Here is a 16,182-nt window from a genome sequence, read left to right on the forward strand (position 1 = left end):
TACTCATAAGGTGGAGATGGAAGGGACACACTAAAGGGGAATTGAAGCAAGGAGGGACAATTATGGCAGAGCGTCAATCACTTGAATCGTATATTACACAAGCGGAACAAGCTGTGGAATATGCGAAAGAACAATTAGACCAAGGCATGAGACAAGAGCATTACAATACGATGGAGTATTCAGATGCGCAGTTACAATTAGAACAAGCATATAACGATTTACAAACGATGCAACAACATGCGAATGATGAGCAACGTGAGCAGCTAAATAGAGCACGCATGGCAATTCGCCAATTGCAACATCAAATGATTATTACACCGCACTAAGAAGGAGTGAATGTAATGGCGAAACGTTCAGATCAAAATAATCCAGAGCAAAAAACACAAAATGGACATAACGCTGAGTTTTCGAATGAACTTGATCCCATTGTTCAAGTAAAACAGCGTAATAGTAAAAAAGGACAACCTCAAAAATCAAAACAATCAGAGTAAACCAGGTCGAAATATGACCTGGTTTTATTTTGCTATATGACAATAATGTAAGATTTCTGTAAGGTTTGCCGATAGTTGTAATTGTCCTTTTCCAGTAGAGTAAGGGAGGATTAAATTTTGGACAAGGAGTTGCTTATGGGGAACAATATTACAAACAAACGAATTGATGAGTTAGATTACATTCGTGGCTTCGCATTACTGGGGATTATTTTAGTAAATATTCTAGCGCTACTTAATATTAAAACTCCAGATCCTAATACAGTAGATGCTAGCTATCAAAGGTTTCTATACTTATTTGTAGAAGGTCGTTTCTTCTCAATTTTCTCATTCTTATTTGGAGTGGGATTCTATATCTTCATTACAAGAGCGATTGCGAAAGGGAAAAATGGATATGTTCTATTTTTCCGCCGCGTAGTTGCATTATTTATTTTTGGTTTGATTCATTACATGTTTCAGCCTGGAGAAGCGTTAACGTTATATGCAATTTGCGGATTAATCGTTTTACCGTTTTATAAAGCGAAAAAACAAGCGAACTTAGTAATTGGTCTTATTTTGACAATAGCCTTTAGTGTAATGGGTGTTAAAGAACTATTACCACTTGGTTTAATTTTATTAGGTCTTGCTGCAGGACAATATCGTGTATTTGAAAATCTTTCAAAAAACATAAAGCAAGTCGCTATTTTTACAGGCATTATGTTTGTTTTAAGTGTGGCAGCTGTATGGTATCAATATGGACACGTGCCTGCTGGCCCATTTGTAAATATGATATTGATGAATGAAGATGGAACAATGGATGCTGCAAGCCATTTTCTAAAAATTGGTATTACTGTTGGACCAATTATTTCAGCTTTCTATGTAGGAGCATTAATTTTATTACTTCAGTTAAAACCAGTTCAAACATTATTAGCACCATTGAAATACTACGGTCGTATGGCTTTAACAAATTATATCGGACAAACGGCAATGATTTTAATCGCTGGTAGTGTATTTAACTTTGCAGGTAACTTAACATACATGCAGACGCTATATGTATGTATCGCAATTTATGCAATTCAAATTGTGTTTAGTGTAATTTGGATGAAAATCTTTAAAATGGGTCCATTAGAATGGGTTTGGCGTGTTATTACGTACTGGACGGTAACACCTTTAAAGAAATAAAGTGAAACTTTAATCAGTGGGCTGTTCCTTTCGCGGAACAGCCTATTTTTATTGTCATCTTTTGTCGATAAGTCGATATATTTTGGTAATCGCTGATAAAAGTGTAAGAATCGCCGATATATTTGAAAAATCGCTGATAAAAGTGTAAGAACCGCTGATATATTTGAAAAATCGCCGATATAATTTCATTTACCGATTTACTATGCCGAAATGCGAACTAGTATGAAAAGCCAAACTTACACGCCCACCTTCTTTATATTACAAAAGTGTAAGGTAATTGTAATGTTAACAAATAGCAGTTCACCTCCAAAAGGCGCAAAATAGGTAATGGAAAAACAAGCGTAGGAGGATATATATGACGAAACCAGTTGTAGACGTGAAAAACGTTCAAAAAGTGTACGGTAAAAAAGGTGAGAACCAATCACACGCGTTAAAAGGTGTTTCATTCTCAATTCAAGAGGGTGAGTTTGTTGGGATTATGGGACCATCTGGTTCTGGTAAAACGACATTATTAAATGTAATTTCAACGCTTGATAAAGCAACGGGCGGCGTTGTTGAAATTGCGGGTACAGATATTACGAAAATGAAACAAGGTGAGCTTTCTGATTTCCGTTCACAAAAGTTAGGATTCATCTTCCAAGACTTTAACTTATTAGAGAACTTATCTATTTATGAAAACATTGCACTTCCACTTTCTCTTCAAGGTGTCGCATCACGTAATATTGGACCGAAAGTAGAAAAAGTAGCGGGTATGTTAGGGATTACAGAAATTCTTCAAAAGTATCCATCTGAAGTATCTGGTGGACAGAAACAACGTTCAGCAGCAGCGCGTGCACTTGTGCATGAGCCGGCAATTATTTTAGGGGACGAGCCAACAGGAGCGCTTGATTCTAAAAATGCAACGAGTTTACTTGATGCGATGACAAACTTAAATAAAGATCAAGGCGTATCGATTATGATGGTTACGCATGATCCATATAGTGCAAGTTACTGTCAGCGTATTTTATTCATTCAAGATGGTGAGCTATATAAAGAAATTCATCGCGGTGGTACGCGTGAAGAGTTCTACAAAGAAATTTTAGATGTACTTGCAGATTTAGGTACACAAAAGGCGTAAGAAAGGAGGTTCCAGTATGTTATTTAAACTTTCCATGTCGGGGCTGAAAAGTAAGCTGAAAGATTATATCGTCTTACTTGTCGGTCTTGTCATGTCGATTTCAATTTTTTACATGTTCCAAACGTTAGCACTGAATAAAGCATTTTTAGAATCTAATTCAGTGATTAAATCTATTGGATTCGTATTCCAAGCAGGATCATTTTTATTAGCAATTATAACGTTCTTCTACATTTTATATGCAAACTCTTTCTTATTATCTCTTCGTCAAAAAGAGTTCGGTATGTATATGATGTTAGGTGCGAAAAAACATAAAGTTACATTACTTATGTTTATTGAAACAATCGTATTAGGTGCTGCGTCTCTTGCAATCGGGATTGCAGTTGGAGTAGGACTTGCAGAAGGTATTGGACAGTTATTAATGAAACAGCTTGAATTTGCTGGTGAAGGGTATAAAGCATTTTATCTACCATCTATGACTGTTACTTGCATCTTCTTCTTTGCACTATTTGTATTATCAGCAATTATGAACAGTATTAAATTGTCACGTATTTCTGTATTGCAATTAGTACATGCAGATGCGCAAACAGAGCGTGTTGCAGTAAAAGGTAAAAAGACAGTTGTAGTGGCATTCCTTGCTGTTCTTTTATTAGGTATAGGTTATGCATCTATGATCTATATGGAAAAACTAAAAGAGATGGGAATCCTTATTGCATTAATTACGACAACAACTGGTACTTATATGCTATTTAGTTCACTTCTCCCGGTTATTATTAAAAAATTAAAGAGTAATAAAAAGCGTAGTGAAAAAGGACTTAACGCTTTTACATTTGCACAATTAAACTTCTGAATTAATAGTTTAACGAAAGTGCTTGCAACAGTGGCAATGTTAGTTGCGCTTGGAGCTGGTGCAATTTCGGGCGGTATGGCGTTTAAAAATAACGTTATAAAAATGGTAGATGGTTTAGTAATATATGATTCAGTAGTTCATAATCCAACAGCTGAAGAAAAGAAAGTTTTAGACGGTATTACATTTAAAGAGAAAAGCGAATATCGTTACAAAGTTGATGATAAATACGTTTACTATGTAAAAGAAGATTTAGAGAAAAATCGTCCTTTAGTAAAAGATATGGCAAAGATGAAGTCTATGAAGGATTTAGTAAATACGAAAAAAGTTTCAGAGGAACTACCGGTAGGTGCAGTTTCTAGAGAGATGAATCAAAAAGATGCGAACACTAAAGAACTTTCAGCGGAATGGATAGATGCTTTTAGTACAATCCATCCATATTATTTATACAATGATCATGCAATTAAAATTGTAGATCAAAAAATGTACGATGGGATAAATGGTAAAGATGGTATAGCATTTATCGGAAAAACAGATGATTTTTTAACATATAAAAAAGAATGGAAAAAACTTGACGAGTTGCAGCTAGATAAATATAAAAATGTAAAAGCTGAACAAATGGATAGTAAATATCAAGCTTATAGTGGGTTCTATGGCATTGCGAGTGGAACAGTATTTATGGGATTCTTCCTTGGAATTGCGTTCTTAGCAATGATGGCAAGCTGCCTTATGTTTAAAATTCTTTCTGGTGCATCAAAAGATATTACGCGTTATCAAATGCTTCGTAAAATCGGTGTGCGCCGTGAGTTATTAACGAAATCAATTTATAAAGAGTTATTCTTAGTATTCTTATTCCCAGCAATTGTGGGTATCGCTCACGTATTAGTTGGTATGAATATTTTCGGATTTATTTTAATCGATCCGTACTTCCGTATTTGGGTACCAATCGTAATTTTCGTAGTTATTTATGCGATTTATTACTTCATTACAGTTCAATTGTATAAAGGAATTGTTCTTCCGAAAGAAGATTAATAATAAAAACCGAGCAAAAACGCTCGGTTTTTATTATTTTCAGAAAAAACACTTTAATGTTACTGAAATGTATAATATAATGTAAATAAGTAACGTAATATAAAAGTAGGAGCAGCTGGATAAGGAAAGGAGGAATCCAATCTGTAGAAAAAAGCTGAACTTTTACCCCCACATTTTTTTACCGCAACGTATTTATACAATCGTAAGTTTCCACATTGAAAGTTTTCAGAACCACCTGAGTATATTGTGAAAATAATGGATAACACATGGAAATCTCATAGCATGATAAGGTAAAATGGACAACATAATGAGAAAATTACCGTTCATAAGATGAGGAGAATACATGTATGGAAGTTGTAGAGGCATTAAAAGATATAAGCCAAATTGAGGCTATGAAAAAATATTTAAAAGAGCACTCCCAGCGAGATTATCTTTTATTTGTTATTGGAATTAACACAGGATTAAAAATTACAGAATTACTTAGCATGAAATTTGAAGATGTATTAAATGAAGACGGGACTGTTAAAGAGTTTTATGCTCTTCCTGTGAAAGATGAAAAATTTAAACAAGATATTTATTTAAATACAAAAGTAAAAGAAGCGCTTTTAGATTACGTACAATCTATTGGCGTTAAAAGAGAAAATTACGTATTTCAATCTAATAAAACGCCAAATTCAATTACGCGCCAACAAGCGTATCGTGTAATTCATAATGCTGCAGAAGCAGTTGGAGTTGTTGGTAAAATCGGAACGAATTCAATGCGAAAAACGTTCGGATTTCATGCTTACAAAAGAGGGATAGCGATTGCGCTATTGCAAAAACATTTTCATCACGCGACTCCATCAGAGACACTAAAGTATTTAGGGATCTCAAAGGATGAGAGCTTTAAAACGGAGATTGATGTCGATTTATAAAAGCCGTAACTAAAAAATTAGGAGGCGGAAAATATGAATATTAGAGAGAGTGAACTGCCGGGTATTGGATGTAAGTTTGAAGTGATTACAAAAGGTAATGAAAAGATGGTTATCGTTATTCATGATGATGGCCGAAGAGAAATGTACCATTTTGATACTGATCATGAAGAGAGTATTTCAAGCGTCTCTCTTCGTGATTCTGAAGCGAGACAAATTGCAGCTATATTGGGCGGAATGGTATATAGACCACAAGCTTTAGATACGATTGAAATGGCTTTTGAGGGATTATCAATTGAGTGGTTTAAGGTGGAAAATAATGCACCAGTTGTACAAAAAACAATTGGTAGTTTACATGTTCGAAACACATATAACGTAACGATTATTGCCATTTTGAAAAAGAATATGAAGAAGTTCTTTAATCCAGGCCCAGATTCTATCATTGAAGCTGGCGATATGCTCGTATTATCAGGTGAAAGACATGAAGTGAAAAGAATTATTAATGAGTTGCTTTCAGTAGGAGGGGATTCATAATCGATGGATACTTTAATCTTTGAAGTTGGAACTGCGTTAGTATTAGTCGCTTTTGCAGCTATTCTTGCTGCAAAGTTAAAGTTCTCGATTATCCCGTTTCTTATTATACTCGGTATGCTAGTGGGGCCTCATGCCCCAGATTTAGGGCTTATCGATTTAAGATTTATTGAAAGTGGAGAAGTTATTTCCTTCCTCGGCCGTGTTGGCGTCATATTCCTCCTATTTTACTTAGGTTTAGAATTCTCAATTAAAAAATTAATTAAATCAGGAAAATCAATTGCTTTTGGGGGAACTGTTCATATATCGCTTAATTTTATATTAGGTTTACTTTACGGATATATAATGGGTTTCCCCTTATTAGAAACATTAATTATTGCTGGGATTATAACAATTTCATCGAGTGCAATTGTTGCGAAAGTAATTGTTGATTTAAGAAGATCTGGTAATAAAGAGACGGAGCTAATTTTAGGAATCATTATGTTTGATGATATCTTTTTAGCGGTATATTTATCAGTCGTTTCAGGATTAGTACTCGGAGGGGCAACGTCATTTGTAGGTGCTCTTACATCTATTTTAATCGCAGTAGGGTATATGCTACTATTCTTTGTAGTTGCTAGAAAAGCTACACGATTTTTAAATAAAATGTTAGATATTTCGTCCAATGAAATTTTTATTATCGTAATATTTGCTATTTTGTTCTTTGTAGCAGGATTTTCAGAAACGATTCATGTTGCGGAGGCGATTGGAGCATTATTATTGGGGCTCGTCTTTTCTGAAACAGAGCATAGTGATCGAATTGAACAGCTTGTTGTTCCGTTTCGTGATTTCTTTGGAGCTATATTCTTTTTCAGCTTCGGTTTAAGTATAGACCCATTTTCACTTGGCGGAGCAGTGTGGTTGGCATTAGGAGCAGTTTTCATTACTCTTATCGGTAATTTTACTGCTGGAATGGTTGCGGGGCGTAAAGCTGGGTTATCGCATAAGGCTTCTACGAATATCGGTTTAACGCTTGTATCACGCGGAGAATTTTCTATTATCGTCGCGAATATTGGAATTGCGGGTGGCTTAATGGCAGCGATTAAACCGTTCTCAGCTTTGTATGTTTTAATATTAGCATCGTTAGGACCTTTGTTAACGAAAGAATCTGGGAGAATATACTCGCTACTAGATAAGGTGTTTAAATGGAGTGCTAAAGAACGTGTGAAGCGAGAAAAGGAAGTTGGATAGTACAAATAAGGGTAGACTGCATGAAAATTTCATGCAGTCTACCCTTTTATATATTGTTACTGTTGTCGTTTTTTGTCGGTAAGTCGATATATTTTAATAATCGCTGATATATTTGTAGTTGCGCCGATATATTCTAATAATCGCTGATATAATCCAAGAAGCAACCAATATAAATTCATTTACCGACGAACTATTATCTGAATTTCATCAACTATTAATCAGTTGCCTTCCTATTTAAAAACGACTACAATTTTACTGTTATATATGAACGAAAAAAATAGAATAGGAGGGGAAGCTATGCCAAGGAAAGTATGGCTATTAGTAGCTGGGATGATTATTAATGTCACGGGTGCTTCTTTTTTATGGCCTTTTAATACAATTTATTTGCATGATCACCTAGGAAAATCTTTATCTGTGGCCGGAATGGTATTAATGATCAACTCGCTTACCGGTGTAATCGGAAACTTGCTCGGCGGTGTTTTATTTGATAAATGGGGCGGTTATAAATCAACTTTAGTAGGGATTGTGATTACACTTGTATCAATTTTAGGTCTTGTGTTCTTCCACGGTTGGCCGTTATACGTTGTGTGGCTAGCGTTAATCGGCTTCGGTTCTGGAATGGTCTTCCCATCGATGTATGCGATGGTCGGTACAGTTTGGCCAGAGGGCGGAAGACGAGCATTTAATGCGATGTATGTTGGACAAAACGTTGGTATTGCGATTGGAACAGCGTGTGGTGGATTAGTTGCTTCGTATCGTTTTGATTATATTTTCTTAGCGAACTTTATTTTATACTTTGTTTTCTTCTTAATTGCTTTTATTGGATTCCGTGGTATGGAGGACAAGAAGGAGCCAGGAGTACAAAAAGAAGTCGAAATGAAAAAAGGTTGGTCACTTACACCTGGATTTAAAGCACTTCTTATCGTGTGTGTAGCATATGCTTTATGCTGGGTTACATACGTACAGTGGCAAGGTGCAATTGCAACACATATGCAGGAATTAAACATTAGTCTTCGTCATTATAGTTTATTATGGACGATAAACGGAGCAATGATCGTTTGTGCGCAGCCACTTGTTAGTATGTTAATTCGCTGGATGAAGCGTTCCTTAAAACAGCAAATTATGATTGGAATTTTCATTTTTGCGGCGTCATTCATTGTGTTAAGTCAAGCGCAGCAATTTACGATGTTCCTCGTTGCGATGGTAACATTAACAATTGGTGAGTTATTTGTATGGCCTGCGGTTCCAACGATTGCAAATATACTTGCACCAAAAGATAAATTAGGATTTTATCAAGGGGTCGTAAATAGTGCGGCGACTGTAGGGAAAATGTTCGGACCGGTCGTTGGCGGAGCAATTGTTGATTTATACAATATGGAAGTATTGTTTATAGCAATCATGGTAATGCTTGTAGTAGCGCTTGTAGCAACAAGTATTTATGATAAACGAGTAAAAGTAGAAGAAACAGTTGAAGAAAAAATTGCAGTTTAGTTTGACGGAACATGTTCACATGTTTTAGAATATATTTAAATAAAACAACCTTTAGAACAAGGGAGATAGCTCGGCTGTCTTAAGATGAATTCGTTAGTTATGAAGAGTAACGATTAACCGAGAAGTCCTCGCTTTAGTAAGCTCTTAAGAGATACTAGGTGAAGGATAGTTCACGTAACTTATATGTCTAATAACAGTGAGAAGGAGTAGTAGTAATAGAAGCTGGTTTAGAGAGTTGACGGTCGGTGCAAGTCAATCCACGTTTCGTTATGAACTCGCCTTTGAGTTGCAGTTGTGAAATTAATAGTAGCAATTGCCGTTAATCCACGTTACGGATCTAAGCGAATGTACATTTGTACATTAATTTAGGGTGGTACCGCGGGAATCTACAACCTCTCGTCCCTTTCTAGGGATGAGAGGTTTTTTGTATTTTGGGCGGTGAAAATAAATATAATTTCAAGGAGGGTATCTCATGAGCTTTAATCATCAAGAAATTGAGAAGAAGTGGCAAGGGTACTGGGAAGAAAATAAAACATTCCGTACGCCAGATGAGACAGAAAAACCAAAATTTTATGCACTAGATATGTTCCCATATCCATCAGGTGCAGGCCTACACGTAGGACATCCAGAAGGTTATACAGCGACAGATATTTTATCTCGTATGAAGCGTATGCAAGGATATAACGTTCTTCATCCAATGGGATGGGATGCATTCGGTCTTCCAGCAGAGCAATATGCACTTGATACTGGAAACAGCCCAGCTGAATTTACAGAGCATAATATTAATACGTTCCGTAACCAAATTAAATCATTAGGTTTCTCTTACGATTGGGATCGTGAAGTAAATACAACAGATCCAAATTACTATAAGTGGACGCAATGGATCTTCCTAAAACTATTTGAAAAAGGCTTAGCTTACGTTGATGAAGTACCTGTAAACTGGTGCCCAGCACTTGGTACAGTACTTGCAAACGAAGAAATCATTGACGGTAAGAGTGAGCGTGGTGGACATCCAGTTGAGCGTCGTCCGATGAGACAGTGGATGTTAAAAATTACAGCTTACGGAGATCGTCTATTAGAAGATCTAGATGAGCTTGATTGGCCTGAAAGCTTAAAAGATATGCAACGTAACTGGATCGGTCGTTCTGAAGGTGCAGAAGTACACTTCAACATCGATGGTACAGACGAGAAATTCACAGTTTTCACAACACGCCCTGATACATTATTTGGTGCAACATACTGTGTACTAGCTCCAGAACATGCACTTGTTGCAGAAATCACAACAGCAGAACAAAAAGAAGCGGTAGAAGCTTACATTAACGCTGTAAAAATGAAGAGTGATCTAGAGCGTACAGAACTTGCGAAAGAAAAAACTGGTGTATTCACTGGTGCTTACGCAGTTAACCCAGTAAACGGTGAGAAATTACCAATCTGGATTGCTGACTATGTTCTTGCAACTTACGGAACAGGTGCTGTAATGGCAGTTCCAGCTCACGATGAGCGTGACTATGAATTCGCATCAGTATTTAATCTTCCAATGAAGGAAGTTGTAAAAGGCGGAGATATTACGAAAGAAGTGTACACAGGTGATGGTGCACACGTAAACTCAGCATTCCTTGATGGTTTAAATAAAGAAGAAGCAATCGCAAAAATGATTGAATGGCTTGAAGTAACGAGCGCAGGAAATCAAAAAGTAACGTACCGTCTACGTGACTGGTTATTCAGCCGTCAACGTTACTGGGGTGAGCCAATTCCAGTAATTCACTGGGAAGATGGTACAATGACAGCTGTGAAAGAAGAGGAATTACCATTAGTTCTTCCGAAAACAGAAAACATCCGTCCTTCAGGTACAGGTGAATCACCACTTGCCAACATTGACGAGTGGGTAAATGTTGTTGATCCTGAGACTGGTAAAAAAGGTCGTCGTGAAACAAATACAATGCCGCAATGGGCTGGTAGCTGTTGGTATTACCTACGTTACATCGATCCAAACAATAGCGAAGCACTTGTAGATCCTGAAAAAGTAAAACAATGGCTTCCAGTTGATATTTATATCGGCGGAGCGGAGCACGCTGTACTTCACTTACTATATGCTCGTTTCTGGCATAAAGTATTATACGATATCGGTGTAGTTCCAACGAAAGAACCGTTCCAACAATTATTCAACCAAGGTATGATTCTAGGTGAAAACAACGAGAAAATGAGTAAATCAAAAGGTAACGTTGTAAATCCTGATGATATCGTAGCAAGCCACGGTGCAGATACACTTCGTCTATACGAAATGTTCATGGGTCCATTAGATGCTTCAATTGCTTGGTCTGAAAATGGTCTTGACGGAGCTCGTCGTTTCCTAGACCGCGTATGGCGTCTATTCGTTCAAGATAACGGTGAATTAAGTGAGAAAATTACTGACGCACCAAATAAAGAGCTTGAAAAAGCTTACCACCAAACAGTGAAGAAAGTAACAGAAGACTATGCAGAGCTTCGCTTCAACACAGCGATTTCTCAAATGATGGTATTCATCAACGATGCATACAAAGCTGAAACACTTCCAAGAGAATATGTAGAAGGTTTCGTAAAAATGATTGCACCAGTTGCACCTCATATCGGGGAAGAGCTATGGAGCAAGCTTGGATACAATGAAACAATCACATATGCAAGCTGGCCAACATTTGATGAGTCTAAACTTGTAGAAGATGAAGTTGAAATCGTTGTTCAAGTTATGGGTAAAGTTCGCGCAAAACTAACAATGAGTAAAGACGCATCAAAAGAAGAAATGGAACAACTTGCACTTGAAGCAATTCAAGACCAAATTGAAGGGAAAACGGTTCGTAAAGTAATTGTTGTTCCTGGAAAACTTGTTAACGTTGTTGCAAACTAATTCATTCTAAATAAAAGCTCAGAGCGTTTATGCTCTGAGCTTTTTTGTATAGAAAATAATCTCAGGGTCACCTTCATCTAAGTTTTCAACTATTCCGCTATGTATAAAACCATTCGAGTTAAATACTTTCTGCATACTTTCATTCGATTCGTTCGTTGAAGAAAATATTTTTTGAGTAGGAGAATGACTTAACATATATGAGATTAACGAGCTTGCATAGCCTTGCCTTCTTTTAGTTGGTGAAACAATGATTAATGAGAGGAAAGTACAACCAAAGAAATTTGTATCGTATGTTAGAAAGCCAGAGATAGAATTTTCTTCTTTTACAATGATGCATCTGCCTTCACGGATAGTGTGCTTAATATAATTTCGTCTACTATCGTTTCCAATTACGTCAATATCTATATGGACGATTGAATCTAAATCATTGATAGAAGCCTTTGTTACATTCTTCAATATACATACCTCCTAGAAAAAATATTCAGTTAATTAATTTTATCATGAATGAAGAAAAAGAAGCGGAATTCTAGTGCAGACAAACACCTATTCTTCTATAGGAAATATGATAAAAAAGGTAGGCTAAATTGAGTAGAAGAGGTGAAAGGAATGAAAGGGATGGACAATAATGCACCACATGGTTTCGTCGGGGGTGGATCGGATAGTTATGAACAAATGATGTTAATGGGAGGAGGACAACAAGGATACGGTGGAATTCCGAGCTGGATGGGTGGAGGCGCGGGTGGATTTCCAACATCGGTAGCTGGCATGCAAACTGAAATGCCTACATCAATGGGAGGCTTTTCGACATCAGGGGCTGGAATGCCTACAATAACAGGTGGATTTCCAACATCAGTAGCTGGTGTACAGACAGGAATTCCAGTAGGAGCACCAACTACATTTCCTTCTTTCGTTGGAGGAGTGCAGACAGGATTTCCGGTACCAGGAATAGGTGTTGTAGCTGGAGGAATAGGTGCGTATCCGCAAGTTGTTCACGGTCATCATGGACATCACCACCATCAAGGTCAACATGGCCATCATGGACACCATCATCACCAAGGTCAACACGGCCATCATGGACATCACCACCACCAAGGTCAACACGGCCATCATGGACATCACCACCATCAAGGTCAACACGGCCATCATGGTCATCACCAACAACAAGTACATCACCATGGACACCACCACATTCATCCGCAAGCTGTTCTTTATCAAACGCACCAAGGTCATCATGGACACCACCAAGGGCACCAAGGTCATCATGGACATCATCACCACCAAGGCCAACAAGGTCATCATGGACATCATCACCATCAAGGCCAACAAGGTCACCACGGTCATCAAGGACAGCATAGTCAACAGCACCAACACCAACAATATCAGCAATATCAACAACAACAATCTTCTCCTTGGACAGGTGGAATTGGAGCGGGAGCAGCAGGAGCAGCGGCAGGAGCGGCTAGCATTAGTGGAGCAGCAGGGCACGCGGGACACGTGGGTCATTAACAAGCCAACAGAAAAAAGACATAATAAAAAACTGCTAGGAAATCCTAGCAGTTTTTTTCAGCTTCTTGGCGCTGACGTTCAATTTCAGCACGAAGTTGTGGTTCCGGTGCTTGCCAGCCTTCTGGCTTTAGAATCTTACCGTCGCCTTCACGGAATCGAGGCTTCCCATCAGGGAATAGTTTTGCCATGTTGGCGTTGTTTACAATTTCGAATCCTTTATCTGGACGTACGCCCATTTCTGCAAACGTTCCGAATGCAAAGTAAATAAGGTCAATCAGTGCATCGTATTGATCTTCAACAGTCGTTGCCTCAAGAAATTCTTCTAGTTCTTCCTGCATAAAACTTGCACGGATTTTTGCACGCTCTTCTGTTAATTTTGTTGGAGTATTTGTTACAGGATGTCCGAATACTTCATGCATTTTTGCAACAAGTTCATATCCTTTATCTAAACCTTTTTCGTTTGTCATGTTGTTTCATCCTTTCTTACGTTATGCCGAAGTTTATTGTAACATAAGGTGATTATGAAATGAAAAGAACATCTTATAGAAATAAGATGTTCGCTCGTTATTCTTCTTTCTTAATTAAAATAGATAAAATAAGATCAATACCGAATATACCAACGAGTAACATTGGTATAACGACAAGTAAATAACGTGTGAAGGAAACATTTTTTAAGTATGTATGAGCAAATAAAAAGACGGCGAGAAATAAAATACCATTTAAAATAGGCTTTACTAATTTTTTAGACATAAGCTCCCCCATAAATATCTTCTCTCTCTATCTAAAATAAAAACTCCTCTCTCCGTTGTATCATGCTGGGGAGAGGAGTTCAATCATTTCTCATTCAATTACACCAGAATTTGTAATGTCTACGGTATATTTTATAGTAACGGGAACATCTTTGTACATTTGTTTCCACTCTTCTAATTTGAATGGGCGATAATGTTGCTTATATTTAGCTCCTAGCCCAAGAGGGTCGACATCTAGAGATTTAAAATGCTTAATTAATTTCTTACCTTGTGTCTCCAATTGTTTTTGAACGACCTTCTCAATCTTTTTTGTATTCTTAGCATTCTCTAAGTTAATCTGTTTCGATACTTCTTGAATACGAGCCTCAAGTTTAACATGAATGGAAAAGGAAGGCTTACCATTTTTTATTTTTATATCGTATGTTGGAATAGAACGAATATTATTAATCATTACGTACCCAGGATCTGCTTTAAATTCATGTGAATCTAACTTATGTTTTTCTAAAAGTCCTTTGAATATAAACATATCTTTTTCTGCAATTTTACCAACATATTTATCCTTTTTAAAAAGACCAATTCCCGTTATTTTTATTTTATCACCATGTTTCTTTAAAATTGGAATATAGTAGTCTTGCCCTTCTTGATAATAACGGAATGCTCCTATATGCAGATTATCTGTTGGTAAAGGACCGGTCTCCATATTATGTTCTAGCATTTTTTTTATATAAATTGCAACGTTGGATGAAGTCGTGTACTTTCCTTTTAAAAGTTCAGTACCATTACCTTCAAGTAAAGCAACATATAAGGCATTCCCGATGTTTACATCACGAATTAATGTATCGAAGGAAGCAACCATTCCTTTCTTAGCAATTCGGGTGGTAAATAGAGCAACCCGCATTTGCCCGCTAGCAAATGGTTGAGAAGACTCTAAAGATGTGTCAGCTTTTACTTGTTTTACCGCATTTGCTGTACCTTCAAAAACTTGAACTTTGTTTCCTTTTTGCTGAATAGGACAAACAAATGTTACCTTTATTTTATTATCTTTTGCTACATCGAAGACAGTTCCTTGGATAAGGTGTACGTCATCGATAATATTTTTTGGTAAACATCCAGTTAGACTAAAGAGTGCTATACAAGAGATAAGTATTAATTTTCTTTTGATTTTTTCCATTTTCTTTTCACCCACACAATAATAAATAGAATTGGGATGTATACATAAATGAGCCAAAAGCTTCCTTTTGATGCATTACTAATAAAATTATTAATATCGTGTCTGTTTGTTAGAAGTTGTGAAACAATGAGGGTGATAAACATAAAAGCGATTAAAACACCTCTTTGTTTTACACGGAATATTTCGTGCGTTGCTCTCGTTGCCGCCCACAAAGGTAGAATAAAACTTGTAATGATAACGAGGGCATAAGCTGAAATTGCGATATATTCTAGCCTTTCTATGAATGGTAATTGAACAACTTGGGTCATAGAAAGTTGGGCCCATATCGTTTTTAACAATTGTTTTTCACTAAAAAACGAAAAGGCTAAAAGAGTGCTAAATAAATATAGAAGGTTTGAAAATAGTGCCCCATATTGAGCAAATTTATGAGATTGTTTAGGGTTTTTCACAAATGGATAAACCATGAGGTAAATCTCAAAACCAGTCATACTGTAGATTGACAGTTGAGCGGATTTTAAAATATCTGAAAAAGAATGTGTGAAAATGGGTAATAAATTTTCCCAATGTGAGTATTTCAAAACGAATAAGCTTAGAAATAAATACCCTAGTGTACCACCAACAGAGATGACGCAAATGCCTGTAATGACACGAAATCCAGAAGAAATGATGTAATAGCTAACTAGGCACAAAAAGAGTGTTAACATAAAGGTGGAGGCAGTTGGGAACATCCATACTTGAATAATTTCAACGTATGTTCGAATAACCGAAATACTGACGATTAAAAAATAAGTTGCAAAGATGATATTAAAGACGTTCCCTATCCACTTTCCAAAGGTTTGTCGTTGTAAATCAATTAAATTCCCGTTTGTTTCCCTTAATAAAAAATACATCATCCACATAAGAACATGGATAACGATGCCTGTGATTACAACGCCTATCCAGCCGTCGTATCCAGCGGCCTTTGCGGTGATTCGAGCAAATCCGAGAACGCCAGCTCCAAACTGTGCACCGTGAATTAAGAAGAAAACAAAGATAGGAGATATTTGATATTTTTCTTGAACTTTACTCAT

At 36.8% G+C, this 16,182-nt stretch carries 15 protein-coding genes, 1 pseudogene and 1 other annotated feature; of the genes and pseudogenes, 11 read left to right on the top strand and 5 right to left on the bottom strand.

What is annotated here, in order from left to right:
• The first annotated feature begins 62 nt into the window (after positions 1-62).
• The 10 genes and pseudogenes from MR169_RS06825 (at position 63) to leuS (ending at position 11,686) form a co-directional block, all read left to right on the top strand.
• Complete coding sequence (locus MR169_RS06825) at positions 63-326, top strand: YtzC family protein (RefSeq protein WP_000840869.1); 264 nt, start codon at positions 63-65, stop codon at positions 324-326.
• A 15-nt stretch (positions 327-341) separates the two neighbouring features.
• A complete protein-coding gene (locus MR169_RS06830) occupies positions 342-491 on the top strand; it encodes a hypothetical protein (RefSeq protein WP_001129340.1) in 150 nt (49 codons plus the stop codon).
• Between the two features lie 135 nt (positions 492-626).
• Positions 627-1,649, top strand: coding sequence for a DUF418 domain-containing protein (locus tag MR169_RS06835; protein WP_002001221.1), 1,023 nt, complete (start codon positions 627-629; stop codon positions 1,647-1,649).
• A gap of 355 nt (positions 1,650-2,004) precedes the next feature.
• Positions 2,005-2,766 carry an ABC transporter ATP-binding protein gene (locus MR169_RS06840; RefSeq protein WP_000165838.1) on the top strand — a complete coding sequence of 254 codons (762 nt, stop codon included), beginning with the start codon at positions 2,005-2,007 and terminating at the stop codon, positions 2,764-2,766.
• Between the two features lie 16 nt (positions 2,767-2,782).
• Positions 2,783-4,642: pseudogene (locus tag MR169_RS06845) on the top strand (FtsX-like permease family protein).
• 347 nt (positions 4,643-4,989) lie between these two features.
• The gene (locus tag MR169_RS06850) at positions 4,990-5,556 is read left to right on the top strand and encodes a tyrosine-type recombinase/integrase (protein WP_000454205.1); all 567 of its coding nucleotides are present in this window, start codon (positions 4,990-4,992) and stop codon (positions 5,554-5,556) included.
• Between the two features lie 33 nt (positions 5,557-5,589).
• Positions 5,590-6,087 (top strand): cation:proton antiporter regulatory subunit, encoded by a 498-nt coding sequence (locus MR169_RS06855; RefSeq protein ID WP_001026056.1) that lies wholly within the window; start codon positions 5,590-5,592, stop codon positions 6,085-6,087.
• 3 nt (positions 6,088-6,090) lie between these two features.
• Positions 6,091-7,314, top strand: coding sequence for a cation:proton antiporter (locus tag MR169_RS06860; protein WP_000380174.1), 1,224 nt, complete (start codon positions 6,091-6,093; stop codon positions 7,312-7,314).
• 297 nt (positions 7,315-7,611) lie between these two features.
• Complete coding sequence (locus MR169_RS06865) at positions 7,612-8,805, top strand: MDR family MFS transporter (RefSeq protein WP_001137555.1); 1,194 nt, start codon at positions 7,612-7,614, stop codon at positions 8,803-8,805.
• Between the two features lie 187 nt (positions 8,806-8,992).
• Positions 8,993-9,212: a binding site (T-box leader), on the top strand.
• A gap of 65 nt (positions 9,213-9,277) precedes the next feature.
• Positions 9,278-11,686 (top strand): leucine--tRNA ligase, encoded by a 2,409-nt coding sequence (gene leuS / locus MR169_RS06870; protein WP_000009466.1) that lies wholly within the window; start codon positions 9,278-9,280, stop codon positions 11,684-11,686.
• Between the two features lie 27 nt (positions 11,687-11,713).
• Here leuS and MR169_RS06875 read toward each other — a convergent pair whose 3' ends face one another.
• Entirely contained in the window at positions 11,714-12,142 is a 429-nt protein-coding gene (locus MR169_RS06875; RefSeq protein WP_000800324.1) for a GNAT family N-acetyltransferase, read from the bottom strand.
• A gap of 150 nt (positions 12,143-12,292) precedes the next feature.
• Here MR169_RS06875 and MR169_RS06880 point away from each other — a divergent pair, with 150 nt between their 5' ends.
• Positions 12,293-13,192 (top strand): hypothetical protein, encoded by a 900-nt coding sequence (locus MR169_RS06880; RefSeq protein WP_242319152.1) that lies wholly within the window; start codon positions 12,293-12,295, stop codon positions 13,190-13,192.
• Between the two features lie 44 nt (positions 13,193-13,236).
• Here MR169_RS06880 and MR169_RS06885 read toward each other — a convergent pair whose 3' ends face one another.
• The 4 genes from MR169_RS06885 to MR169_RS06900 form a co-directional block, all read right to left on the bottom strand.
• Positions 13,237-13,659: a pyrophosphohydrolase domain-containing protein gene (locus tag MR169_RS06885; protein WP_000180554.1), complete on the bottom strand. Its 423-nt coding sequence runs from the start codon at positions 13,657-13,659 to the stop codon at positions 13,237-13,239.
• A gap of 97 nt (positions 13,660-13,756) precedes the next feature.
• The gene (locus MR169_RS06890) at positions 13,757-13,942 is read right to left on the bottom strand and encodes a hypothetical protein (protein WP_000038775.1); all 186 of its coding nucleotides are present in this window, start codon (positions 13,940-13,942) and stop codon (positions 13,757-13,759) included.
• A 90-nt stretch (positions 13,943-14,032) separates the two neighbouring features.
• On the bottom strand, positions 14,033-15,112 hold the full coding sequence (locus tag MR169_RS06895) for a Ger(x)C family spore germination protein (protein ID WP_242319153.1): 1,080 nt from the start codon (positions 15,110-15,112) through the stop codon (positions 14,033-14,035).
• Entirely contained in the window at positions 15,088-16,182 is a 1,095-nt protein-coding gene (locus tag MR169_RS06900; protein ID WP_000049072.1) for a spore germination protein, read from the bottom strand. Before MR169_RS06900 ends, MR169_RS06895 begins: the two co-directional genes overlap by 25 nt.

Source organism: Bacillus cereus group sp. BfR-BA-01349, assembly GCF_022663795.1.
Taxonomy (GTDB): domain Bacteria; phylum Bacillota; class Bacilli; order Bacillales; family Bacillaceae_G; genus Bacillus_A; species Bacillus_A cereus.

Excerpts from the sequence above, each read along its gene's own strand:
- MR169_RS06825 (WP_000840869.1), top strand. The coding sequence starts at position 63 with ATGGCAGAGCGTCAATCACTTGAATCGTATATTACACAAGCGGAACAA.
- MR169_RS06830 (WP_001129340.1), top strand. The coding sequence starts at position 342 with ATGGCGAAACGTTCAGATCAAAATAATCCAGAGCAAAAAACACAAAAT.
- MR169_RS06835 (WP_002001221.1), top strand. The coding sequence starts at position 627 with ATGGGGAACAATATTACAAACAAACGAATTGATGAGTTAGATTACATT.
- MR169_RS06840 (WP_000165838.1), top strand. The coding sequence starts at position 2,005 with ATGACGAAACCAGTTGTAGACGTGAAAAACGTTCAAAAAGTGTACGGT.
- MR169_RS06850 (WP_000454205.1), top strand. The coding sequence starts at position 4,990 with ATGGAAGTTGTAGAGGCATTAAAAGATATAAGCCAAATTGAGGCTATG.
- MR169_RS06855 (WP_001026056.1), top strand. The coding sequence starts at position 5,590 with ATGAATATTAGAGAGAGTGAACTGCCGGGTATTGGATGTAAGTTTGAA.
- MR169_RS06860 (WP_000380174.1), top strand. The coding sequence starts at position 6,091 with ATGGATACTTTAATCTTTGAAGTTGGAACTGCGTTAGTATTAGTCGCT.
- MR169_RS06865 (WP_001137555.1), top strand. The coding sequence starts at position 7,612 with ATGCCAAGGAAAGTATGGCTATTAGTAGCTGGGATGATTATTAATGTC.
- leuS (WP_000009466.1), top strand. The coding sequence starts at position 9,278 with ATGAGCTTTAATCATCAAGAAATTGAGAAGAAGTGGCAAGGGTACTGG.
- MR169_RS06880 (WP_242319152.1), top strand. The coding sequence starts at position 12,293 with ATGAAAGGGATGGACAATAATGCACCACATGGTTTCGTCGGGGGTGGA.
- MR169_RS06885 (WP_000180554.1), bottom strand. The coding sequence starts at position 13,659 with ATGACAAACGAAAAAGGTTTAGATAAAGGATATGAACTTGTTGCAAAA.
- MR169_RS06890 (WP_000038775.1), bottom strand. The coding sequence starts at position 13,942 with ATGTCTAAAAAATTAGTAAAGCCTATTTTAAATGGTATTTTATTTCTC.
- MR169_RS06895 (WP_242319153.1), bottom strand. The coding sequence starts at position 15,112 with ATGGAAAAAATCAAAAGAAAATTAATACTTATCTCTTGTATAGCACTC.
- MR169_RS06900 (WP_000049072.1), bottom strand. The coding sequence starts at position 16,182 with ATGAGTAAAGTTCAAGAAAAATATCAAATATCTCCTATCTTTGTTTTC.